Below are 23461 nucleotides of genomic sequence, written 5' to 3'. Positions count from 1 at the left end.
TTTATTTAACATTAATGCGTTCGCTTTACGTGCTGTAACGAACTTTTCTGACCGCTTGAGATTCATTGGAATCCTGAAAGTTTTTTCTTATTTTGCTCGACATTAATTTAAATGTGAATATGGCTACAGTTTTAATAATTGATGATGAACGTCCTATCCGTAGTTCTTTGCGTGATATTTTGGAGTATGAGGATTATAAAGTTTTTGATGTAGACAATGGTATAGATGGTTTAGAGCTTCTTAAAAAGGAAAAGATAGATCTCACACTCTGTGATATCAAGATGAATAAAATGGATGGGATGGAGGTTCTGACTGCTGCTAAGGAATTTTCAGATACGCCATTTATTATGATCTCTGGGCACGGTACGATAGAGACTGCTGTTGAAGCGGCTCGAAAAGGGGCATATGACTTTCTGGAAAAGCCGCTAGACTTAAATCGTTTATTGATTACTGTGCGTAATGCTCTTGAAAAAGGGTCTTTGGTAAAAGAGACAAAGGTTCTTAAGCGTAAAGTTTCTAAAACAAAGGAGATATTGGGAAATTCTGAGGGCATTTCACTCATCAAGGAGAGTATTGAGAAGGTTGCTCCTACAGAAGCGAGGGTACTAATCACAGGCGCCAATGGTTCAGGGAAGGAGTTGGTCGCTCGATGGTTGCATGAGAAATCCAATAGGGCTTCATCTGCACTTGTCGAGGTAAATTGTGCGGCTATACCGTCCGAACTGATCGAATCCGAATTGTTTGGCCATGAAAAAGGGTCATTTACGTCTGCTGTGAAGCAACGTATAGGTAAGTTTGAGCAAGCTAGTGGAGGTACGTTGTTTTTGGATGAGATTGGAGATATGAGCCTGTCTGCCCAAGCAAAAGTATTACGTGCTCTTCAGGAGAATAAAATAACCCGTGTAGGCGGGGAAAAGGAGATCTCCGTGGATGTTCGTGTTGTGGCTGCTACAAACAAGGATCTTTTAAAAGAAATCGATGCGGGTAATTTCAGGATGGACTTGTACCATAGGCTTAGTGTTATTCTAATCCATGTGCCTTCTTTGGCAGATCGTAAGGATGATATCCCTACTTTAGCAACGGCTTTTTGTGAGGAGATCTGTGCGGACTACAATATACCGACTAAAGAGATAACTTCTGAAGCAATGAAAGCACTACAAGCGCTTCCGTGGACGGGTAACATTCGGGAATTACGCAACATGGTAGAGCGTCTTATTATTTTGAGTGATCGTAAGATAACCGAAAAGGAAGTTAGATCTTTTGCAAATCCTTCTATATCTACGCATCATGGATTGGGTGGAGGATCAGCTATGATCGATTTGGATAGAATGAATAATCTAGAAGACTTTTTAACTTTCGCGGAAGAGAAATTTTTGGTATATAAGCTAAATAAAAATGGTGGTGATACGGGGCGAACAGCTAAGCTTTTGGGTATTTCTGAAGATGGGCTTCGTGAACGAGTAAGGAAATATAATATTGTATAATGATTAAAAAAAGGGCATTAGCCCTTTTTTTAATCATTATACTTTCGTTTTTGTTTATTAAATAACATAAATACTACTATAATAAGTAGTACAATTCCTATAATAATAAATACTATAGGTGATTGTTGATCTGAATCAATTCCTGACTGGGCCCACCCCATATTAGAAAGCAACATCAGGAAAAACACACTATGCCATTTTCTCATAATACTAATATAAATCGTTAACCTTTAAATATACTCAATATTGTTGGTTAAAGCAATTGATTTAAAGTTTTTTAACATCTGAGTAATTCCTTTTTTTGGTAGTTAGCGTCTTTTTTGAAGGTCTATTAAAACACAAGAAGGTGTCCTGATCGGGACACCTTCTTCATAATTTTAGGGGCTAATATGTTAAGATATCTCCGCTAAGAAATACCCCGATTGGTTAATTAGTTCTCTTTTGTTAATGATCTCCTGTAGATTGATGTGTCCGATCACGTATTTGTAATCCTCTCCATAAAACCGCTCAGAAATATTTTTGAAAGCTATGTTTTCCAAAACATTTTCATCCTCGTAACGGAAATATACTTTGATATCAAAATTGGTAGAATACGCTAGTTCTTGTGCATTCAGGTGTTTTTTATATTCATAACGATAGTCGTATCTAAGTGCCGTGATATCCGAAAGCACAGCAGATCCTGTAGGGTGACCTCCAGCGCCTTTGCCGTAGAAGAACTGTTCATCTGCGAATGCAGCTTTTACTAATACCCCGTTGTTCTCATTCTCTACATTGAATAACATGCTATCCTTAGAGACGAACTTTGGAATTACATACAATACCACTTCGCTGTTACTTACTTCTTTTGCTAGAGGGATAAGTTTAATTTTGAAGTTCTTCTCTTTAGCGTATCGAATATCAGCTGTGCTAAGCTTGTCTATTCCTAAGTTAAGTATCTTGTTTGGGTCTACAAATAAGCCGTATGCATGCGATGCTACGATTGCTAATTTGAACTTTGGATCATAACCTCCAACATCTAAAGTAGGGTCGGTTTCAGCAAAGCCTAACTCTTGTGCTTTTTTCAGTGCTGTATCGTAACTCTGGTTTTCGTTGAATATCTTGGATAAGATATAGTTAGATGAACCGTTAAAGATACCACTTACCGAATGTAGCAACTCATTGTCGTAGTATTCCTCTAGGTTTCTAATGATTGGAATACTGCCACAGACTGCACCTTCGTATAATAACGATGTGCCGTGCTTTTGTTGCAATGTTGTAAGTTCCTGTAGATGGGTAGCGATCATCTTTTTGTTTGCGGACACTACATTCTTACCGGTTGATAGTGCTTTTTTTGTGATTTCAAATGCAGCATCGGCATCATCGATCAATTCGACTACGGTATTGATTTCGGGATCATCCAATATAGCGCTAGCATCCGTCGAAAAGAGTTCAGCAGGTAAGCTTCGCTCTTTCTGAGCGTTTTTGATAACGAACTTTTTGATTTCTAAATTGAGATTTTTGGTTTTGATGATGTCGTACAACCCTTGTCCTACAACACCAAACCCAAACATACCAATTGTAAGCTTTTTACTCATTTCCCTTTTTTATACTGTGATTTAAGTTTTACTATTTCTTTTGTTATTTTATCTTGTCAAAGGCTTGCTGTAGATCTGCCTTTATATCGTCAATATGCTCGATTCCTACAGATAAGCGTAGTGATCCAGGGTAAACTCCTGCTGCCTTTTGTGCTTCAGCACTTAATTGTTGGTGCGTTGTCGCAGAAGGGTGTATAATTAATGTCTTCGCATCACCAACATTTGCTAAGTGACTGATCAGTTCTAAAGAGTCTATAAACTCATCTGCTTTCTGTGCACCACCCTTTATGGTGAAGGAGAGAACAGCGCCATATCCATTTTTAAGATACTTTTGAGCCAGTAGGTGATGAGGGTGACTTTTTAGCCCTGGATAGCTCACTTCTTCTACTTGTGGGTGTGCTTCTAGCCATTGCGCTATTTCCTGTGTGTTGTCAACATGACGCTGTACACGCAGGGATAACGTTTCTAATCCTTGCACAAGTAAAAATGAGTTGAAAGGGGATAATGCCGGGCCGAAATCTCTCAGTCCTTCTACACGGGCTCTAATCGCGAATTGGATGTTTCCAAAGGGGCCGTCTACACCGAATACATCGGAGAATACTAGACCATGATATCCTTCAGATGGCTCGGAGAATTGTTTGAATTTTCCATTCCCCCAGTTATAGTTACCTCCATCGATGATCACACCTCCTATACTTGTACCATGTCCACCGATCCATTTTGTTGCTGATTCAACGACTACGTTGGCACCATGTTCAAGTGGTTTGAATAAATATCCACCAGCTCCAAAAGTATTGTCTACAATTAATGGCAAGTCGTATTTGCGTGCTACAGCAGCAATTTTTTCGAAATCAGGAATGTTGTAGCTCGGATTACCAATTGTCTCAACGTATATCGCTTTTGTTTTATCGTCTATTAACTTTTCTATGTTTTCGGCATCGGTATTAGCTGCAAACCTAGCCTCAATGCCCAGTCTTTTGAAGGATACTTTGAATTGGTTATAGGTACCCCCATAAAGATTTGCGCTAGATACGAAGTTCTCTCCACTTTCTAAAATATTTGTTAGTGCAATAAATTGCGCTGCTTGACCTGAGGCTACTGCTACTGCTGCTACACCACCTTCTAATGCTGCGATCCTTTTTTCGAAAACGTCGGTCGTAGGATTCATAATACGGGTGTAAATATTTCCAAACTGCTTCAACGCAAATAGGTTTGCTCCATGTTCTGCATTTTCAAATACAAAAGATGAGGTTTGGTAGATAGGTAACGCGCGGGATCCTGTCGTAGGATCTACTTCTTGTCCTGCATGCACCTGTAATGTTTCGAAATTTAAACTTTTATTATTAGCCATTTTTATTTTTTTTTGCTGTAAGATATTATGTGGAAATGCGAAAGAAATTTGGTTTTTGGTCGTCATTTATAGTGTCAATTGCATATCACCTTATTATTCGGGACTGCAATAGATACTGACGACTAGCGCATTCGGGTAGAGATACAACTGATATTGGTTGTATAAAAGGAGATTTTGCGAGTAGGTTTACTATTCGCAACAATTGCTAATTGTCTTGTGAAATTTAATGTCATCGTCTTTTTTCATTTATATGCTCCAAAGATTTATTTCTTTGGACAGGAATTGGCACCTTTTCAAATCTTTTTTGAAGGTTGCCAGCGGGTCATTGAGCCAGTCTCTCGCCGCTTCTTTATAAACCAAGACCTATACTAGAAAGGTGTTGATTAGATACACTATCTATCGATAGTGCAGAGCAAATATAATACAAACTTTTAAATAACAAAAAAAATAGGACAAGTTTCTGCGAACTGTTGTAGTCAAGCCCTTAAAACTTCAGGTGCTTGACTGTTAGTCCATTGTTTATAAGTTGCTTTAATGCGGCGATACCAATAGTTAAGTGGGTTTCGACAAACTTTGCGGTAACCGATAGATCGCTTTCAATTGTTTTAACGCCTTCTGGAATCATTGGTTGATCCGAAACGAGTAAGAGTGCTCCTGTAGGGATTTTGTTTGCAAAACCCACGCTGAAAATGGTCGCGGTCTCCATATCTACGGCCATGACACGTATAGTCTTTAAGTATTTTTTAAAAGCTTTATCGTGCTCCCATACCCGCCTATTTGTAGTATAAACCGTTCCTGTCCAATAGTCTCTGGCATGATCCCGAATTGTAGTGGATATTGCTTTTTGCAGTGCGAATGCGGGTAGGGAAGGCACTTCTGGTGGAAAATAATCATTTGAAGTTCCTTCTCCCCGAATAGCAGCAATTGGCAGTATTAATTCGCCCACAGCAATTTTCTTTTTTAATCCACCTGTTTTTCCTAGAAATAGGACAGCTTTGGGTTTAATTGACGATAACAGATCCATTACTGTGGCAGCCATAGGGCTTCCCATGCCAAAGTTGATGATGGTTATCCCGTTGGCGGTGCATGCTTGCATGGCCTTGTCTTCGCCGTAAACAGGGGCATCTTCATGCATAGCAGAGAACATCTTAACATATTTAGAGAAATTTGTCAAGAGGATATATTCGCCAAACTCTTCTAAAGGTTTGCCTGTGTAACGGGGCAACCAATTTGAAACAATATCTTCTTTTGATTTGAGTCCAGGTGTTATTGGAGTCTCTACAGATTTAGTTTTTTTCATGTTCCGTGGTTTTTAATTAAAAAATAATCCCCCACCGAATGGGTGAGGGATCGTTGTATTAGGCTACTTTCAATTTCTTGATATCTGATTTAGCAAATTTTTTCTTTGCATAATCGAGCGTTATATGTAGCGTGGTGTCCTCACTTTCTTCTTTGCTTGTCGGTATCTCGAACATCGCATCGAGCATGATTGCCTCACATATACTTCGTAGACCTCTAGCGCCTAGCTTAAAGTCCCAAGCTTTGTCAACGATAAAATTATAAACCTCCTTGTCAAATTTGAGTTCTATTCCCTCGTACTCAAATAACTTGACGTATTGTTTTATCAACGCATTTTTAGGTTCTGTGAGGATACTTAATAAAGTTTCTTTATCAAGCGGATTCAAATGCGTTAATACCGGTAGTCGGCCTATCAGCTCCGGAATTAGGCCAAAGCTTTTTAGGTCTTGAGGTGTTATATATTTATACAGATTATTAAGGTCGATATCTTCCTCTTCTTCTATCATTTTATAACCTACGGTCTGTGTTCTTAGGCGGTTGGCAATCTTCTTTTGTATACCGTCAAAAGCTCCACCACAGATGAATAAAATGTTACTCGTATTTACCGTTATCATTTTTTGATCGGGATGTTTTCGGCCACCTTGGGGAGGTACGTTTACATTCGTTCCTTCTAAAATTTTAAGTAATGCTTGTTGTACACCCTCGCCAGATACATCTCTTGTGATCGAAGGATTATCGCTTTTACGAGCGATCTTATCAATCTCGTCAATATAGATGATTCCTCTTTCAGCGGAAGCTACATCGTAGTCCGCAGACTGTAGTAGACGGGTAAGTATACTTTCCACATCTTCCCCCACGTATCCGGCTTCCGTTAGTACAGTGGCATCGACTATGGAGAAAGGTACATTAAGAATTTTAGCGACGGTTTTTGCTAATAAAGTTTTGCCTGTACCTGTTTCTCCAACTATGATTAAGTTAGATTTCTCGATTTCAGTTTCATCTGAACTCGATTTTTGATTCAATCTTTTGTAATGGTTGTATACGGCTACAGAAATAACTTTTTTAGCATCATCTTGTCCAATTACATACTGGTCTAAATGCTGTTTGATTTCTAAAGGACGGATTAACTTTAGCGTGGTTTGTAGCGATTTATTTTTTCGCTGATTTAATTCTTCCGCTAAAATTTCGCCTGCTTGGGTCACACAGCGATCACAGATATGCGCTCCATCTCCGGCGATCAGCATCAATGCTTCGTTTTTGCTGATCCCGCAGAAAGAACAGTGGATATCTTTATTGTTCTTACTCATTTATTTACTTTCTTTTCTAGGTGCTAAGACCTCATCAATCATTCCAAATTCCTTCGCTTCTGCTGCCCTCATCCAGTAGTCACGGTCAGATGATTTCTCAACCCATTCGTAGGATTGACCTGAATGTTCCGCGATAATGGTGTACAACTCTTCCTTAAGCTTTAACATTTCGCGCAAATTGATTTCCATATCTGCTGCTACTCCCTGAGCTCCCCCAGAAGGCTGGTGAATCATGACACGCGAGTGTTTTAATGCGGCGCGTTTCCCTTTTGCTCCAGCGACCAATAAAACTGCTCCCATAGAAGCAGCCATACCTGTACAAATAGTCGCTACATCTGGAGAGATATACTGCATGGTATCATAGATCCCTAATCCCGCATATACACTACCTCCTGGAGAGTTGATGTATATTTGTATATCTCTTTGTGCATCAGTGGATTGTAGGAATAGTAGTTGCGCCTGAATGATGTTGGCAACTTGATCATTGACCCCATCTCCTAAGAAAATGATACGATCCATCATTAATCTGGAGAATACGTCCATCTGCGCTACATTTAACTGCCGTTCCTCAACGATGTAAGGCGTCAAATTGGTTGGTGTTTGAGTCTCTATACGGGAAATAAATCCGTCAACATGTTGAGAGCCAATGCGGTGGTGTTTGATGGCATATTTTCTGAATTCGTTTTTATCTATATTCATTTTTTGGTGATTTTACTTTTATAAATTATTAGACTAATATAAATTGTATTTTCTTAAATACAAATAATATTTATGTCTCCTTATTGTAAATTGGTAGATCTGAAATAAAATCTATGGTACTGTTTTCAAAATTAACTTTACAAAAATAGTGCTGCAAGCCGTTGCTAACTAATAAAAGCGGGATTTTGTGTTTGCTGTTGTAATTCCCAATCTGTTCAAAAGTACTTTGTGAGATCTTGACTCCTGGTGCTTTAAACTCAGCGAGTAAGATTTTTTCTCCTTTGTTATTAAATATGACAAGGTCGCTTCTTTTTTGCAACTCATTTATGAGCAGGCCCCCTTCTATTTGCATCAATGATTTGGGATACTTTTTGTGAAGATGTAAAAAATGTACCCAATGTTGCCTTACCCATTCCTCTGGTGTGAGTACCAAATTTTTCTTTCTGAGGATATCAAATACATAAACTTTGTTTTGAATACGGGTCAGCTTTAAAGGAAAAGGAGGTAAGTTTAATGGTACTGGCTTAAACATACGCAAATTTACGGAATTTTGGCTGTATAACAAAATGGAGGGGTGGACAGTGGTTAATTTTAAAGAACGTTTGTTCTTGTCGCTCAAGCCGCGACTGGCTTCTCCTTTTGTCTTGCCAAAAGGAGGCAAAAGCGCGTCACTATACCGGCTTGCCACAAAGCCTTCCTATCCCTTCAATTGGCAACCCGCCAAGGTGACATTTTCCAAAGTGAAAGAAGCTGCGAACAAGGTATAAAATTTTTGAGAAAGCGACCTTGTAGCATATGGAGTCAAAAGCCGTAAAGTTATCATAGTACAGCAGTACATCTTGCAGTAGATAAGGATTTACCTTCGGTGAGTTCACAAGCTCGGTTTCAGTCTAGGGGAGCAAATGTTTGGAGACCGAGGAAATTGCCATGATAGCTTTACGTACTGTGATGAACATAGGCTACAAAGCCTTGATTTATGGACTTTTGTTGATTTTGGTGTCCATGAGCTCCCTACGGTCAGTTTTTTGCTTCGTTTTTTTAACAAGCAAACCTTCAAAGATGCTCTTGAATGCCTTTAAAAAACAAACACAATGAAAAATAATGAAGGCTCTGTTCTGGCAAGGACAAAAGATAATTCAAACCTTCTTTAAAAGACATCAATATTTTAGCAACTTCCTATATATTCCTGTAGAATGTGTATTTTCGCAAGGTCATGAGTGCACAATCCATCTTAAGCGATATAAAGCAACGTAAGTTCAAACCGCTGTATTTATTGCATGGCGAAGAGTCATACTACATAGATCTAATTACAGATAGTGTCGAAAATAATGTTCTCAATGAAGGACAGAAGGGCTTTGACCAAACTATTCTTTATGGTAAAGATACCGACTTCTCTACGATAGTGAGTGCTGCTAAGCGCTATCCGATGATGAGCGATTATCAGGTAATTATTATTAAGGAAGCACAGGGACTGAAATGGAAAGGGGATGACGCATTCTTAACAAAGTATATAGATCAGCCTACTCCCACAACTATTTTGGTCTTCGCTTTTAAGCATGGCAAATTTGATAAGCGTACGAAGCTATATAAATCAATAGAAAAAAAGGGTATTGTCTTTGAATCCGAGAAGCTTTATGATAATAAAGTTGCCCCTTGGATTTTGGAAGAATTGCAACGTAATGGGCAAAGGATACATCCTCAGGCGGCAGCTTTAATGGCAGATTATTTGGGGACGGACCTATCGAAGATTGCTAATGAAGTACAGAAGCTTGTACTTAATGTACCCAAGGATCGGGAAATATCGGTTCAGGACATAGAACAAAATATCGGTATCAGTAAAGATTTTAATGTTTTTGAGTTGAATTCTGCTTTGGGCAAGCGCGAATTAATGAAGGCTGTTCAGATAGTCGATTATTTTGCATCAAACCCTAAATCGAATCCCTTTGTTGTTGTAATAGGTGCTGTTGCTGGATATTTCACGAAGTTATTGAAGTATCATTATTTACCGGATAAATCCTCGGCTGTGGTGGCTAAGGAACTCGGTGTGCATCCTTTTTTTACGAAAGAATACGACGCAGCAGCGCGTAACTTTAATCGTCGTAAACTATTTGATGTACTAGCTGTTTTACGGGAATATGATTTGAAGTCTAAAGGGGTAAATGCAGGCCCCAACATCAACGATGGTGAGTTGATGCGGGAGATGGTATTCAAGATTCTCAGTTAAAACGTTTCCCATCGGATAAGAGATAACTAGATCCATAAACTGATGGATCATGAATAATTATACACATATGGAAAAACTTTTTCTTTTCTTTTTAGGTTTCATTTGTTACACGGGGCTTCGTGCGCAGTCATTCTATACTGTAATTCAAGGAGGGGGCAATTTGGGCTTTGCCAACGAAGGTTATAAAGGAGCCTTTAATGGTTATTCCTTACATTTTATCTTTGGAAAGAACTTTGACGACAGAGCCTACCTTGGGCTTGGTTTGGGAAACGAACGGTTAAAAGGTAATTACAGAACGAATGACCCACATCAGGATGATCAAAAGAAATATAATTATGATCAGAATCTATTCCCCATATTTATTGATGGTAGATTGCCTTTCGGCGAGATAGGAGCTAGCGCCAGAATAGGTCTACTGATTAACGGCGGATATGCACCTCGACTGAGCCCACAATATGATAATGGGTTCTTATTCAAAGGAGGTTTTTTCTATCTGCATGAAGCTCCGGGTAGAACCGATTGGACGGTTTCAGCCAGTTACGGCTATCAGCAACTGACGAAGAACATTTTTAGAAAGGATTTTCAGCATCAACATTTTAATCTGTCAGTGGGTATAATGCTGAAGTAGTCCATTTAAACTTTTAACTTTACGAATATGAAGAACGGAAAAACGAGAGCAGATATTAAGCCAGGGATGTTAGTTAATATCGTGTTAAAGAAAGACCAACGAACAGGTATTCTGACGGAGGGTATTGTGAAAGATCTATTAACTTCGGCTCCGGTTCATCACCGTGGTATCAAAGTACGGTTGGATGATGGGCAGATTGGTAGGGTACAGGAAATATTGGAGGAGGATTAGCGATATTTTTTTATTTTTATTTTTTACTTGTTACTTTTCTTTCTACCTTTGTCCCTCGTGAAAATTGATGTTTCTGATTTGATTTCCAAAGACAATTTGTTCAATGTTTACATTGAAATATCACGAGATTGATACGTATAGCCCATTTGGGCTTTTTTTATGTCCAAAAATTGATCTTTGATTTCCATAAGGAAGTGTCACCCACAGTGAAGAAGGTATATATTCCTTATTCTCAGTTTGAAATTATTTAGTATTTTTAATATAAAAAATGACCAGCTACAGTAAATTACCCGCAATTTTAGTTTTAGAAGATGGAACAGTTTTTCACGGTAAGGCAGCCGGAAAGATTGGAACAACTACTGGAGAAATTTGTTTCAATACCGGCACTACGGGATACCAGGAAATATTTACCGATCCGTCTTATTTTGGACAGATTATGGTGACTACCAATGCTCATATTGGTAATTATGGTATTGATGAAGATGACGCCGAGTCTGATAAAATTCAGATTGCAGGACTGGTTTGTAAAAATTATAATATTAACTATAGCCGTAAAATGGCTGATGAGTCGATTCAGTCTTATTTTGAAGAGCAGAACTTAGTTGGTATTTCGGATATTGATACGCGTTCATTGGTGCGTCATATTCGTGACAAAGGAGCCATGAACGCTATTATATCGTCCGAAAATCTTGACGCAGACTCTTTAAAAGCAGCGTTGGCCAAAGTGCCTTCTATGGATGGGTTAGAATTATCGTCTTCGGTGACGACCAAAGAGCCTTACTTCTATGGTGATGAGACAGCTAGCACCCGTATAGCTGTATTGGATTTGGGAATTAAGAAAAACATCTTGCGCAATTTTGATGCGAGACAGGTGTATGCTAAAGTATTTCCTGCTAAAACTACGTTTGCAGAGATGGAAGCTTGGGGAGCGGACGGTTATTTTATTTCTAATGGCCCCGGTGATCCTTCTGCGATGGATTATGCGATTACTACTGTTCAACAGATTTTGGCGGCAGAAAAGCCTATGTTCGGAATCTGTTTAGGACACCAGATTTTGGCTTTGGCACATGGTATCCGTACACAAAAAATGTTTAACGGTCATCGCGGTATCAATCATCCGGTAAAAAATATCATTGCGGATAAATGTGAGATTACATCACAAAATCACGGATTTGGTGTTGTAAGGGAAGATATTGAAAATTCGGAAAATATTGAAGTGACTCACATCAATTTGAATGATAACTCGATAGAAGGTATACGTGTTAAAGGCAAGAATGCTTTCTCGGTACAATATCACCCTGAGTCTTCTCCTGGCCCACACGATTCCCGGTATTTATTTGATGACTTTATCAGCATGATAAAAGGATAATAAATAGAAAGAGCTCAGATGATTAACTGAGCTCTTTCTATTTAATAAAACTATTAGCCTTAAAAAACTTGATTCTTATCGCCAAATGTGATCATGATCATTCCTGCTACGATGACGAAAATGCCTAAAATCTGCATCCAGGAAATAGCGGTTTTGAAATATAAAGCCATGGCAAGTTGAACAGTGATAAACGTCCCGCCCGAGCATAAAGCAATTACGATCGGTTGTGACACATTTTTGAATAACTGTACCAAAAACCAACTTGCAGAAAGAAGTATAATATTTCCAATAATCAATGCATGCCAATGATATTTTGGATTGATTCCGCCCCACTTAAATAGGATACTGGATATGATTTGACAGGCCCAAAACGAGGCAAAATAGATGTAATTGATCATTATGTTATTGTTCGTTAACCGAAATTAAAACGAATATACGAATGGTAACTATGATTTTTTTATTTTCGTGTTTAATATACCCGGGGACTTTCTAACAGGTCGGTAACATAGCCTAAAATCTCAATTTCACTTTCGCCATCTTCAAGCATGGAAAATGTTAAATAGGCCGCATATATCTCACAGCTGAATACGATGTGTTTGTCCTGGATAATCGTATCTATTATTTCATCTCTAGTTTCAAAACCAATGTGCTGAAGCTCATTGTGTAGATTTGTTGAGATAGATTCATGACACTCGCCACTAGCAAAACCTACGATGATATGTAATATTAATTTATCAAAAATATCGGGGTCTAGACCTTTGAATCGATTGGCATAAAGCTCGTAATCAAAACGCTTTTTTGCACTATTAACTATTTTATCCCAGATCAAAAATTCTGTTTTCGTCTGCATAACTGCTCGTGTTTATAAAAGTGGTTAAGTAAATATAAGATATTCAGATTGTATTTCAAAGGCTAAAAAATCTTGATTTAGATTTTGAAGTCTGTCGGATTCGTATTATTCAGAAGTGTTAAAACTATTTTATAAACATAATTGTATATAGATTATACGGATTATTATGCCGTGAGGAACTACAAGAAAAGGAGGATATCATGTTGATCAACCATTATGTCGATCCAGAAGAGGATTTTGATTCTGACGAAAATGAGAAAGAAGCGTTAGAAGTGAACGATTTGGCTTTTGACGAAGAAAAAGGAAGTTATCGATTTGATGTGGAGGATAATGACCCCGATTGGGATCATCCTGCAGACTACGATACACTGAGTAGGGGGGCGGAGGATGATGCTTCTACCTATGATGTTTCTAATCCTTTCGTCGGTTCGGAATATTCAGATTTAGACGATTTAAAACAAGAGGATCTTGAAAATTCGGGAATGCGGATTACCAATAAGAAAAATCTGAAAGTTTCTAAGCTAGATCGGGATTTAGCTAAAGATGAAGAAGATTTCAGAGATGATCTGGATGAGGAGGGGTATCCTCGATAAAAGCTTTTGTTACATCTTTACATTGTTTACAAATAGATCTATTTTTGGTTGAGGTTAGTAAAGCAATCTCATTTTATGTCATTTAACCGTCATAAATCACTTGAAGACGTTCACGAAAGTGTGCACGTTTATCAGGGGCGTTCAAGGATAAAACGTTTACTCAGTTTCTTCGGTCCAGCTTATTTGATATCGGTTGGTTATATGGATCCGGGAAATTGGGCGACAGACTTAGCTGGTGGTAGTGCATTCGGCTATGCGTTACTATGGGTGCTTCTGTTAAGCAATTTGATTGCATTGCTACTTCAGAGTCTTTGCGCTCGATTGGGAATTGTGCGTGGAAAAGATTTAGCACAATGTAATAGAGAGCTATATCCTAAACGAACCAATTTTTTCTTGTACCTACTTGCCGAGATAGCGATTGCAGCCTGCGACCTGGCTGAGGTTTTGGGTATGGCTATCGGATTAAATTTACTTTTTGGCATTGATCTTATTTGGGGAGTTATAATTAGTTTCGCGGATACATTCTTACTTCTTTATTTACAAAAGTTAGGCATGCGGAAGCTAGAATTGTTTATTGTAGGGACTATTGCATTGATAGGCGCTTGTTTTGTTGTGGAGATGTTCTTAGCAAAACCAGATTTGGAGGAGGTGGCGAAAGGTTTAATACCCTCTATACCCAATGGAGCAAGGTTGTATTTAGCTATTGGGATTATTGGGGCAACAGTGATGCCGCACAATCTTTATCTACACAGCGCTTTAGTGCAGACCAGGAAAATAGAGAAAAACTTTACGTCTATTAAGAAGGCTATTAAGTACAATTTTTTAGATAGTGCAGTAGCGTTGAATTTGGCCTTTTTCGTCAATGCTGCTATTCTGATTTTATCAGCATCTGTTTTTTACAAAAATGGAATGCATGAAGTTGCCGAATTAGGTGATGCTTACCATTTACTTGGAAATATACTGGGTACGGAATGGGCGCCCAAATTATTTGCCATAGCATTGATTTTAGCGGGACAAAGCTCTACGGTAACGGGAACATTGGCGGGGCAAATCGTTATGGAAGGATATTTAAGGTTGCGGATTAGCCCCTTACTGCGCAGGCTTATTACTCGATTATTGGCTGTCGTTCCGGCTATTTTGGTGATACTTCATTTTGGGGAAGGTTATGTCGGGCAGATGTTGATTTTTTCACAGGTCTTGTTGAGTATGCAGTTGGCATTCGCTATCATTCCCTTGATACACTTTGTGAGCGACAAAAAAACAATGGGAGCATTTGTCATCACTCCTTCTGTAAAGGTATTATCTTGGACTGTTGCTGTTGTGATTTCGATTCTAAATTTCAAATTAGTGTATGAGGAAGTTTCCGGGTGGATTGCTTTATATCAAAATTTTTGGATTACTATTTTGTTGTTAACGGGCAGTCTTGGGGTGTTGGCTTTACTGCTGGTTACCATTTTTTATCCGTATACTAATGTTGGTAAGCCCGCGACATTGGACTTGCATTCTGCCTTTGAAGAGCTGGAGTTTGGACGGACGAATCAAATAAAAAGAATACTTTTGGCGTTAGACTTCTCTAAATCGGATGAAGCAGTTATTAACCAAGCGCTGTCTTTCAACAAAGATGATGTTATATTTGTCTTAACACATGTCGTAGAAAGTGCCTCGGTTAATTATTCCGGTGAAGATACGGGAGATTATGAATCTGTGCACGACAAAGAGCATATCCGTAAATATGTAGAGCTGCTCCGTGGATTCGGATTTAATGCATCATATGAACTGGGCTATAGCAATAGGGTTAAAGCCATTAAAGGTTTAGTTGAGAAATTGGATATTGACCTTTTAATTGTTGGGTCACATGGGCATAACGGCTTTAAAGATCTTATTTTTGGAGAAACGGTAAACAAATTACGTCACACCGTTAAAATTCCGGTTTTAATAGCGCAATAGGAGATAATTATGGAAATAAAACTAATAGGGAAAAAGGCTCTGGTAGGCGGGAGTTCTTCAGGAATTGGAAAGGCCATTGCAATAGAGCTTGCAAAATGTGGTGCTGAGGTGACTTTAATGGCTCGCTCAGTAGATAAACTTGAGATGGTGTTGAAAGAGTTGGACGTAAGTTTTGGACAACAACATGGCTATCTACATACCGATTTTAATGATCCGAAAAGGCATAGGGATAATTTGAAAGATTATTTTTCAAATCATAAGGTAGATATCTTGGTGAATAATACCAACGGTCCGCAGGCCGGAGATGTGTTGTCGAAAGACGAGTTTGACTATCAGCAAGCTTTTGATTTGCTGTTCCAAAATGCGGTATTAACTAGCCAACTAGCATTGCCCTATATGAAAAGTCAGGGTTTTGGGCGGATTATTAACGTGTCATCGATGACAGTTAAAGAGCCTCAAGATGCTCTTGTTCTATCAAATACGATGCGTACGGCTCTTGTATCTTGGAGCAAAAGCTTGTCGAATGCTGTCGCAGCGGAAGGTATTACTGTCAATTCTATCTTAACGGGATATTTTGATACGGATCGTCTTAATAGTTTGATGGAGTCTCAGGCTCAAAGCAGGGGAGTTAGTGTAGACGAGATCCGTCAACAACGTATTGCATCGGTACCCATGCATCGATTGGGGGATCCGAGCGAGTATGGGTATTTAGCGGCATTTTTAGCTTCCGAGTATGCGGCATTTCTTACAGGAACGGCTATTCCTTTGGATGGAGGGATTGCAAAGACAATATTTTAGAAAAGAGTAAAGGGACGATACATTACATCGTCCCTTTATAAATTGTTATGGCTTATCCCACCACACTCTAGTGTTTAAACCATCAGTTCCTCCGTATGGGAAAGCCTTTACAGCTGCCTCATAATTTGTCTTGTTATTTGATGCTTCTTGTGTTGGGTAACCTTCTCGACGAGGCATTTGACCACCATTGATATCAGCTGCAACTGTTAAGTTAGGGTATCCTGTTCTTCTCCATTCTGCCCAGCCTTCGTATCCGTAAGGGAATAAGTGAATCCAACGTTGTGTAGCAATTTGTTCAATTGCCTTATTTGCATTATATGCAATATCTATATTGGTTAAATATGTTGCTACATCTGTTGTAGAACCAGTCCATTGTGCGATAGATTGTTTAATAGCTTCTTCATAAAAAGATTTTGCCTGACTATCCCCCCCACTTATCCATCCCAACTTTGCAGCTTCTGCTTTAGCGAATAATAGTTGTGCATATGTCACTAGATGAACAGGTGAATCTTGCTTTCTAATTGAACTGCCAAAAAGTGATATTTTTGGTATATCAACATCAGGATTGGGGACTAGTTTACCAAACTCTAAGCCTGCATATCCTCCAGTGTTATTTTTATCGCCGAAAACAGGTAGACGAGGGTCGTTATATGGTAACATATGATCAACCAAAGTTTTGCTTAAAGCATACCAGTTTCTTTTTAGGACAGTAAACGAGTTATACCAGAAATTTTCATGAGCTGATTCTGCTAGGTGAGGATAGGATAAGTTATCACTGTTGGAAGTTAAGATGCCAGCATCCATTGCTTTTACAAACTCCGCTTTTCCTTTTTCAGGATTTACTTTAGAAAGGCGTAATGCCATTAACATATGGATAGAGTTACCTAATTTTTTCCATTTTGCAATATCACCTTTGTAAACAATATCATTTTTGATATTTCCATTCGTTAAAACAATATTATTGTTTGCTTCATCTAATAGTTTGAATATGCTATTATAAATTTCTTCCTGTTTATCATATTTTGGATTAGATAACCCTATTCCTTTAAGTGCTTCATTCATAGGGACATCTCCCCATCGGTCTGTAACGTGCCACATGAAGAAAGCCTTTAATGTTTTTGCGACGGCAATCTGATTGACAACAGGTCCTTCATTGGCATTTAACTCTTTCTCACTTTGGAGTACTGCTTCAAGATTCATCAGTGGACCAGCATACCAGGTAGAAAAATTAAAGTTAGTTGCTATAAATCTTGAATTGTCAGTGAAAGTTGTTAGACTAAGATATTGGGGGTAATGTACACCATATGCGCTTGAGCTCACATTGGATAGATAGAGCTGTGAATTAGCTATAAGTTGTGTTCCGGAAGCTTTACTTGGTCTATTCGGATCCTCATAATATGAATCGTCAAACTTTGTACAGGAGATAATTAACATTGGACTGATAGCAATCCATAGATACTTCATTATATTATGCTTTTTCATGACTTTCTATTTAAAACTTAACACTTAAATTAAAACCATAGGAGCGTACGGTCTGTAATTCTCCTTTTTCTATCCAGCTGATGTTCGCACTACCTGAAGACAACTCTGATGGATCAAGACCTTTTGGCGCTTTTTGCCAAATCATCCAAGGATTTCGGGCTATAGCAGAAATTCGTATTGATTTTAAAGGAGTTCTGCCTAATTGATTATCAGTGAATGTATAGCCTAAACTAACTTCCCGTAATTTGATATACGAAGCATCGAATACCCACTCTTCATAAATTCTAGTACCAATCTGATTTCTAAAATAGGTTCTTGCATCAATAAATGCGTTTACCTCTTGTCCTGATGATTGTGATATCCCGTTGATTTCATAACCTCCACCATCAACTAAAGGATCACGGACATTTTTACCTTTGCTATTTAGAACTGCAGTTTCTTCAGCCTGACCGGACTTTACTGCTAACATTTTTGACCAACTAAAGAATTTTCCTCCCGATTGGAAGTCTATCATGGTATTCAAGTCAAAGTTTTTATATCTGAAACTATTAATAAATCCACCGGTGAATTTTGGAACAACCGAACCAAAATTCTTATTTAACTCTTGAATCGGTAAGTTCGCGTTGTCTAGCAATATTTTTCCAGTCGCCTCATCTCTTTTGTATCCAGGTCCTACTAATGAACCAAATGCTTCTCCTTTATTAGCATATAGATATACTGTTTGACTTGAGTAGGTGTTGTTGTCCAGTTGATAGGAATCAATTCCTGTTATCAGTTCGTGAATAATACTGTTGTTTCTTGCCCCGTTAAGTGTTGTGTTCCAAGTAAAGTTACTAGTTTGAACTGGGGTTGCTGTCAGTGACAACTCAATACCGTTATTTTCTATATCGCCTGCATTCACCCTAAATTGAGTGAATCCAGTCGCTACAGGAGAAGAGAGTCCAATAACTTGATCTTTGTTTCTTTGCATGTAATAAGTGAAATCTAATCCTAATCTATTGTTGAAGAATTTTAAATCTGTACCAATTTCAAAGGAATTCGCAAATGATGGTTTCAAACTAGGGTTATTTAAAACATCAGGTACATAAAGTGTATTTATCGGTCCATTCGAACTCGTGTACACGGATCCAATTTCGTAATTTAAAATAGTAGAATATGGTGGGACAGAAGCTCCTGCTACAGCGTATGAACTTCTTAGTTTACCAAAACTTAAGATTGAAGATTCTATCAAATTACTGAATACAAAAGAACCAGATACAGAGGAATAGTTGTAGGCATTGTTGTCTTTTGGCAATGCTGAAGAAATATCTCTTCTGAAAGATCCGTCAATAAAGTAGGTTTCTTTGTAGCCTAAAGAAGTCATTATATATGCGGATCGTGTTTGTTCCTTTAGTTTGTATGAGGCGACAGCAGGCCTATCTATTGAGGCTTCGATGTTATAGAAACCAATTGAACTCAGTCCTCCTTGTGTACGTTGGCTGAGGTAGTCATAATTACGTATATAAATATTTCCACCAAGGTTGGTATTGAGGGATAAGTCTCCCCATACTTTATCATATTGAGCAAGAAATTCATAATTGCTTTCTTCGTTTTGGTATTTGCCCACACTATATCCTTGATTTGATTTGAAAGTACCATCGGCACTTTCTGATCGTCCTCCGATAGCGAGTCTTCTGCTGATGTTTTGTGTAAATTGATCTCTTCTTATGAAACCTGAGACCTTAAGTTCTGAAAAAATCTTGTAGGTTACTCCAACATCTCCAAAAAATCGATCTCTAGAATCATTGTTTAGATTTTCATAGGCGTCAAAAAATGGATTATTCCAGTCTGACGGTGTGTTATTGACTATTAATTCTGAAGTTGTATTTGGATTCACATTCCAGTTTAGAATGGTACCATCAGCATACTTATAATTCCGTAATCGGTTGATGTCTATATTTCTTTGAAACCATTGTGTCGCCCCCGTAAAGGATCCTTGATAACCTTGTGTAGGGCGTTGTCCTTTGTTGTTGGCATAATTGATATTAGCAGATGCGGTCAGTTTTTCTGTTATGTCCAGTGATCCATTAACAGCAAAGTTGTTTCTTTTGAGCCATGTATTAGGGTAAGTACCTTTGATATATGCGTTATTATAAGAAAAACGAATAGCACTGTTTTCTGCCCCTCCACTTATCGTAATTCCGTTATTGGTATTTATCCCTGTATTGAAGAAATCTTTGATATTGTCAGGTTGTGGTACGAATGGGCTAGCCTTTCCATAATCTGGATCCTGAGGATAAAAGCTATAAAACATTCGGACAGGTGTTCCATCCATTTTTGGCCCCCAAGATTCATCATTACCATTTACGTAGAATTCTCCTGAAGCCAATTTCAAAAAGTTCTGGTTATTGCCCACTCCATATGTGTTTTGTAGGGGCATAAAATTGCCAACCCGTTCGAATGAAGTTGCAGAGCTAAGATCTATTGCTACTGATTTAGGGCCTTTCTTGCCTTTTTTTGTAGTTATCATAATAACTCCATACTGCCCACGGATACCATAGAGCGCCGACGCTGTGGGGCCTTTTAGTATGTTGATGTTTTCGATGTCTTCTGGGTTGATATCTTGTCCTACGTTTCCTAGGTCGACTCCATTTCCATTACTTGAACTGAAATTTGAGTTGGAGATGGGGGTTCCATCAATTACCATTAAGGGTTGCCCCCCTCCTGTCACTGAATTAATCCCCCTTAATTTTATTTTTTGAGTTCCTCCTAAATTTGCTCCCGAAGAACCAGTTACCTGAGCACCGGCGACCTTTCCCGCTAGAGATCCTAAAACGTTAGTTTCCTTTGTGAAAGTCAAATCATCTCCTCCAATTTTCTGGGTAGAGTAACCTAACGATTTTTGAGATCTTTGGATCCCTAGAGCTGTTACAACAACTTCTTCTATATCCTCTTCTCCTGATAGCAGTGTTATTCTTATCGTCTTTCTGCCTCTTACCTCTATTTCCTGCGGGCTGTATCCAACAGCAGAAATTAATAATGTTGAATTTTGGTCTGTATTCAAAGAGAATAGACCGCTGGAGTTTGTTGAAGTTGCAGTAGAGGTCCCTTTGACCGTGATTGTCACTCCTGAAAGTGGAGTGCCATTTTGATCGGTCACTTTCCCAGCTACTGAAACCTGCTGCGCATTTACAACCTGTAAACCGGCGCTAGCCATCACACATAGTGTGGTGAGTAGATGAATTTTCATGAATAAGGCTTATTAGTTTATAATTATTAAGTTTGTATGGTTACTCCGACCGACTTAACGGTCGGAGATTTTTTTGGTTCTGGTGTTAGGCGTTTTTCAATACCCCTATCCCCGGACGATCAGGCAGTATACACTGACCATCTTGTACTATCATTCCACTATAGATATCATTACCGATTAATAATGCTCCATCCAAATCTGCCCAGTCGATTAGTGGTGCAAGCTGTGCTGCAGCGGATATTGCACAAGAGGTCTCGGTCATGCACCCCAGCATGACTTTCAAGTCCAAGGCACGTGCTAGTTCGGCCATCCGTTTTGCTTCACGCATTCCTGTGCATTTCATCAATTTGATGTTTATTCCTGTATACACGCCTTGCAGTTTCGGTATATCGATCAGCCGTTGACAACCCTCATCTGCAATGGTTGGAATGGGGGAGTGGGCGGTAAGCCAGGCATTCTCATCTAGCATTTCTTTCGGCATAGGTTGCTCTAAAAATACTACATTCCTTTCATTAAGCCAGTAAGCCATTTCCAATGCTTCTTCTTTATTTTTCCAACCCTGGTTTACATCGGCACATAAGGGTACATCGGTGACCGAACGGATGGTGTCAATAATCATCTTATCCGTATCGAGACCCAATTTCACTTTTAATATCTTAAATTGTTCCGCTTCTTTTACTTTTTTACGAATCATCTCCTCACTATCGATACCAATAGTGTATGAGGTAGGGGGGATTCGATTGGGGTTTAATCCCCATATCTTGTAAAAGGGCTGTTGCATTATTTTTCCCAATAAATCGTGCAATGCGATATCAATAGATGCCTTGGCTGCTGTATTTTTCTCTTCCAAGAGATCTACATAAGAAAGGATCTCTTCTGTCTCGAACGGTGATGAAAAAGCTGATAAATCTACTTTTCGTAAAAAAGTGCAAACACTTTCCTGTGACTCGCCCAAATAGGGAGGCATACTTGCTTCGCCATATCCAATGATGCCGTCGTATTCTATTTCGGTCAATACCACGGGAGTAGTCGTTCTACTAAATGATGCAACTGTAAAAACGTGACGCATTTCTAAGGTATAAGGCCTAAAGCGCAACGTGAATTTCCCCATTTTCTTTGTTTGCCAATCTGTGGTGTTCATGGTGTTATGATTGTGCTAAATAATTATTTTTTATAAAATGAATTGTCCTGCACGCGTTCGATTGCTTTATCGTTTGATCCTACGTAACGTTTGGCAGCAACCACAGTCCTCGTTTGGAAGTCATCGTAATTGTTTGCATCTTTCAGTATAGAATTGATGCGTACCGTCCCTGCGGAATGAATAAATTCGCCATTGCCGATATATAGTGCTACGTGTGTGACACGAGCATTGGGGCTTTTGGCCTTTCCGGCAGCAAAGAACAGCAAGTCGGCGGGTTTTAGATTCTTTAATGCTTTGGAAGGATCAAAATGCCCCTCTTGGTCTAGAATGTCGACTGGATCACCCACTAATACTTGTTGGGAAGCGTCTCGTGGTATTACATAGCCATTCATAAAGAAAGCGGTTTTTGTGAAACCGCTGCAATCTACTCCTTTGACAGATGTCCCTCCCCAAAGATAGGGAAGTCCCAGCATGCTTTGGGCACTACTTAATACGTTGTCGGCGGTAAGGCTTCTAGACTTTATCCAGGTATTTAGATCGGTAGCTTCGCTTTTAGGTACGTATCCAATTCGTCCGTCGGGATAGGCTATCTCGTAATACTGAGTGGTTTCTTTTTGCAATGCCAGAATATTACCATATACTAAGTCTGATACGCGTACACTTTTAGGATCTGGTTTTGATAAAGATTTCCCAAAGTCACTGATGTATATGATTTTTCTCTGTGCCTTCCACTTTTGTAATTCAGGGGATGACATAGCTACTACCGAAGAGGTGGGGACCCAGGAGATATAACCTTCAGGTGTACGTACTCTATATTCTCCTTTGGATCGTTGTAGAATATCTACCTGTGTCCCTAAAAGAGCTTGAGAAGCCATTTCAGAGGCGTGCCCTGGTTTTGTACGTAGATTAGCTACCGATAAGTTTATAATCCCTGTCGACTTTGTCCCTACCGAAGTATCGGGATAGAGTTGTATTTTTATTTGCGCCCCACTATTTCGTAACTTTTCTTCCAAAAAAGGAACCGCGTTGACTTCGGTTGTTTGTACTACAAATGAATTTTTTTGGAGGTCTGCGGTGGTCAATTCGATTAACTTCGTTCTTTTATCTGGAGCAAACTTTGACTTTCCCGCTTCTATGGAAGCAACAACAATTTTGTATGTAGTAGAATCAACTTGAGCAGCGATTTCAAGCGATGAAAATACAGTTAATATAGGAAAACAAAAGTATGCGATTTTTTTTGTCATAATCATAATCT

Annotated in this window: 21 protein-coding genes and 1 riboswitch; of the genes, 9 read left to right on the top strand and 12 right to left on the bottom strand. The window is 38.8% G+C overall.

The window, feature by feature from the left end; all coding sequences use genetic code 11:
* The first annotated feature begins 119 nt into the window (after nucleotides 1–119).
* Nucleotides 120–1484, top strand: a complete 1365-nt coding sequence (locus G7B18_RS05610; RefSeq protein ID WP_164112697.1) for a sigma-54-dependent transcriptional regulator — start codon at nucleotides 120–122, stop codon at nucleotides 1482–1484.
* Between the two features lie 392 nt (nucleotides 1485–1876).
* Here the strand turns inward: G7B18_RS05610 and G7B18_RS05605 are convergent, their stop codons facing one another.
* The 6 genes from G7B18_RS05605 to G7B18_RS05580 all read right to left on the bottom strand — a co-directional run bounded on the left by G7B18_RS05605 (nucleotide 1877) and on the right by G7B18_RS05580 (nucleotide 8246).
* Complete coding sequence (locus tag G7B18_RS05605; RefSeq protein WP_164112698.1) at nucleotides 1877–3058, bottom strand: homoserine dehydrogenase; 1182 nt, start codon at nucleotides 3056–3058, stop codon at nucleotides 1877–1879.
* A gap of 43 nt (nucleotides 3059–3101) precedes the next feature.
* Nucleotides 3102–4409: an O-acetylhomoserine aminocarboxypropyltransferase/cysteine synthase family protein gene (locus G7B18_RS05600; protein WP_164122177.1), complete on the bottom strand. Its 1308-nt coding sequence runs from the start codon at nucleotides 4407–4409 to the stop codon at nucleotides 3102–3104.
* A 243-nt stretch (nucleotides 4410–4652) separates the two neighbouring features.
* A riboswitch (SAM riboswitch) is annotated at nucleotides 4653–4767 on the bottom strand.
* Between the two features lie 126 nt (nucleotides 4768–4893).
* Nucleotides 4894–5709, bottom strand: a complete 816-nt coding sequence (locus G7B18_RS05595; protein WP_164112700.1) for an AMP nucleosidase — start codon at nucleotides 5707–5709, stop codon at nucleotides 4894–4896.
* 58 nt (nucleotides 5710–5767) lie between these two features.
* A complete protein-coding gene (clpX, locus tag G7B18_RS05590; protein WP_164112701.1) occupies nucleotides 5768–7015 on the bottom strand; it encodes an ATP-dependent Clp protease ATP-binding subunit ClpX in 1248 nt (415 codons plus the stop codon).
* Nucleotides 7016–7714 (bottom strand): ATP-dependent Clp endopeptidase proteolytic subunit ClpP, encoded by a 699-nt coding sequence (gene clpP, locus G7B18_RS05585; protein ID WP_164112702.1) that lies wholly within the window; start codon nucleotides 7712–7714, stop codon nucleotides 7016–7018. It lies immediately after the preceding gene.
* Between the two features lie 70 nt (nucleotides 7715–7784).
* Nucleotides 7785–8246, bottom strand: coding sequence for a type I restriction enzyme HsdR N-terminal domain-containing protein (locus tag G7B18_RS05580; RefSeq protein WP_164112703.1), 462 nt, complete (start codon nucleotides 8244–8246; stop codon nucleotides 7785–7787).
* 34 nt (nucleotides 8247–8280) lie between these two features.
* Between G7B18_RS05580 and G7B18_RS05575 the strand changes: the two genes are divergently transcribed.
* From G7B18_RS05575 to carA, 5 genes are all read left to right on the top strand, one after another.
* Entirely contained in the window at nucleotides 8281–8481 is a 201-nt protein-coding gene (locus G7B18_RS05575; protein ID WP_164112704.1) for a hypothetical protein, read from the top strand.
* Nucleotides 8482–8927: 446 nt separating this feature from the next.
* Nucleotides 8928–9938: a DNA polymerase III subunit delta gene (gene holA, locus G7B18_RS05570; protein WP_164112705.1), complete on the top strand. Its 1011-nt coding sequence runs from the start codon at nucleotides 8928–8930 to the stop codon at nucleotides 9936–9938.
* 49 nt (nucleotides 9939–9987) lie between these two features.
* A complete protein-coding gene (locus G7B18_RS05565) occupies nucleotides 9988–10566 on the top strand; it encodes a hypothetical protein (protein WP_164112706.1) in 579 nt (192 codons plus the stop codon).
* Between the two features lie 27 nt (nucleotides 10567–10593).
* Nucleotides 10594–10797, top strand: coding sequence for a YwbE family protein (locus G7B18_RS05560; RefSeq protein ID WP_079642089.1), 204 nt, complete (start codon nucleotides 10594–10596; stop codon nucleotides 10795–10797).
* A 268-nt stretch (nucleotides 10798–11065) separates the two neighbouring features.
* Entirely contained in the window at nucleotides 11066–12166 is a 1101-nt protein-coding gene (carA, locus tag G7B18_RS05555; RefSeq protein ID WP_164112707.1) for a glutamine-hydrolyzing carbamoyl-phosphate synthase small subunit, read from the top strand.
* A gap of 59 nt (nucleotides 12167–12225) precedes the next feature.
* Here the strand turns inward: carA and G7B18_RS05550 are convergent, their stop codons facing one another.
* The gene (locus G7B18_RS05550) at nucleotides 12226–12564 is read right to left on the bottom strand and encodes a hypothetical protein (RefSeq protein ID WP_240452775.1); all 339 of its coding nucleotides are present in this window, start codon (nucleotides 12562–12564) and stop codon (nucleotides 12226–12228) included.
* Between the two features lie 71 nt (nucleotides 12565–12635).
* A complete protein-coding gene (locus G7B18_RS05545; RefSeq protein ID WP_164112708.1) occupies nucleotides 12636–13016 on the bottom strand; it encodes a hypothetical protein in 381 nt (126 codons plus the stop codon).
* Nucleotides 13017–13216: 200 nt separating this feature from the next.
* Between G7B18_RS05545 and G7B18_RS05540 the strand changes: the two genes are divergently transcribed.
* The 3 genes from G7B18_RS05540 (at nucleotide 13217) to G7B18_RS05530 (ending at nucleotide 16354) form a co-directional block, all read left to right on the top strand.
* A complete protein-coding gene (locus G7B18_RS05540) occupies nucleotides 13217–13609 on the top strand; it encodes a hypothetical protein (protein WP_164112709.1) in 393 nt (130 codons plus the stop codon).
* Nucleotides 13610–13684: 75 nt separating this feature from the next.
* Complete coding sequence (locus G7B18_RS05535) at nucleotides 13685–15556, top strand: Nramp family divalent metal transporter (protein WP_164112710.1); 1872 nt, start codon at nucleotides 13685–13687, stop codon at nucleotides 15554–15556.
* A 9-nt stretch (nucleotides 15557–15565) separates the two neighbouring features.
* Nucleotides 15566–16354, top strand: coding sequence for an SDR family oxidoreductase (locus G7B18_RS05530; protein ID WP_164112711.1), 789 nt, complete (start codon nucleotides 15566–15568; stop codon nucleotides 16352–16354).
* Nucleotides 16355–16399: 45 nt separating this feature from the next.
* On the opposite strand, the gene G7B18_RS05525 is transcribed toward G7B18_RS05530, so the two are convergent.
* The 4 genes from G7B18_RS05525 to G7B18_RS05510 all read right to left on the bottom strand — a co-directional run bounded on the left by G7B18_RS05525 (nucleotide 16400) and on the right by G7B18_RS05510 (nucleotide 23450).
* The gene (locus G7B18_RS05525; protein WP_205600265.1) at nucleotides 16400–17836 is read right to left on the bottom strand and encodes a SusD/RagB family nutrient-binding outer membrane lipoprotein; all 1437 of its coding nucleotides are present in this window, start codon (nucleotides 17834–17836) and stop codon (nucleotides 16400–16402) included.
* 10 nt (nucleotides 17837–17846) lie between these two features.
* A complete protein-coding gene (locus G7B18_RS05520; RefSeq protein ID WP_164112712.1) occupies nucleotides 17847–21065 on the bottom strand; it encodes a SusC/RagA family TonB-linked outer membrane protein in 3219 nt (1072 codons plus the stop codon).
* Nucleotides 21066–21150: 85 nt separating this feature from the next.
* On the bottom strand, nucleotides 21151–22206 hold the full coding sequence (locus tag G7B18_RS05515) for a dipeptide epimerase (RefSeq protein WP_164112713.1): 1056 nt from the start codon (nucleotides 22204–22206) through the stop codon (nucleotides 21151–21153).
* A 23-nt stretch (nucleotides 22207–22229) separates the two neighbouring features.
* A complete protein-coding gene (locus G7B18_RS05510) occupies nucleotides 22230–23450 on the bottom strand; it encodes a C40 family peptidase (protein WP_164122176.1) in 1221 nt (406 codons plus the stop codon).
* Nucleotides 23451–23461: the final 11 nt, after the last annotated feature.

Source organism: Sphingobacterium sp. xlx-130 (genome assembly GCF_011007405.1).
Lineage (GTDB): Bacteria > Bacteroidota > Bacteroidia > Sphingobacteriales > Sphingobacteriaceae > Sphingobacterium > Sphingobacterium luzhongxinii.
This window is presented reverse-complemented; position numbering and strand designations above follow the sequence as displayed.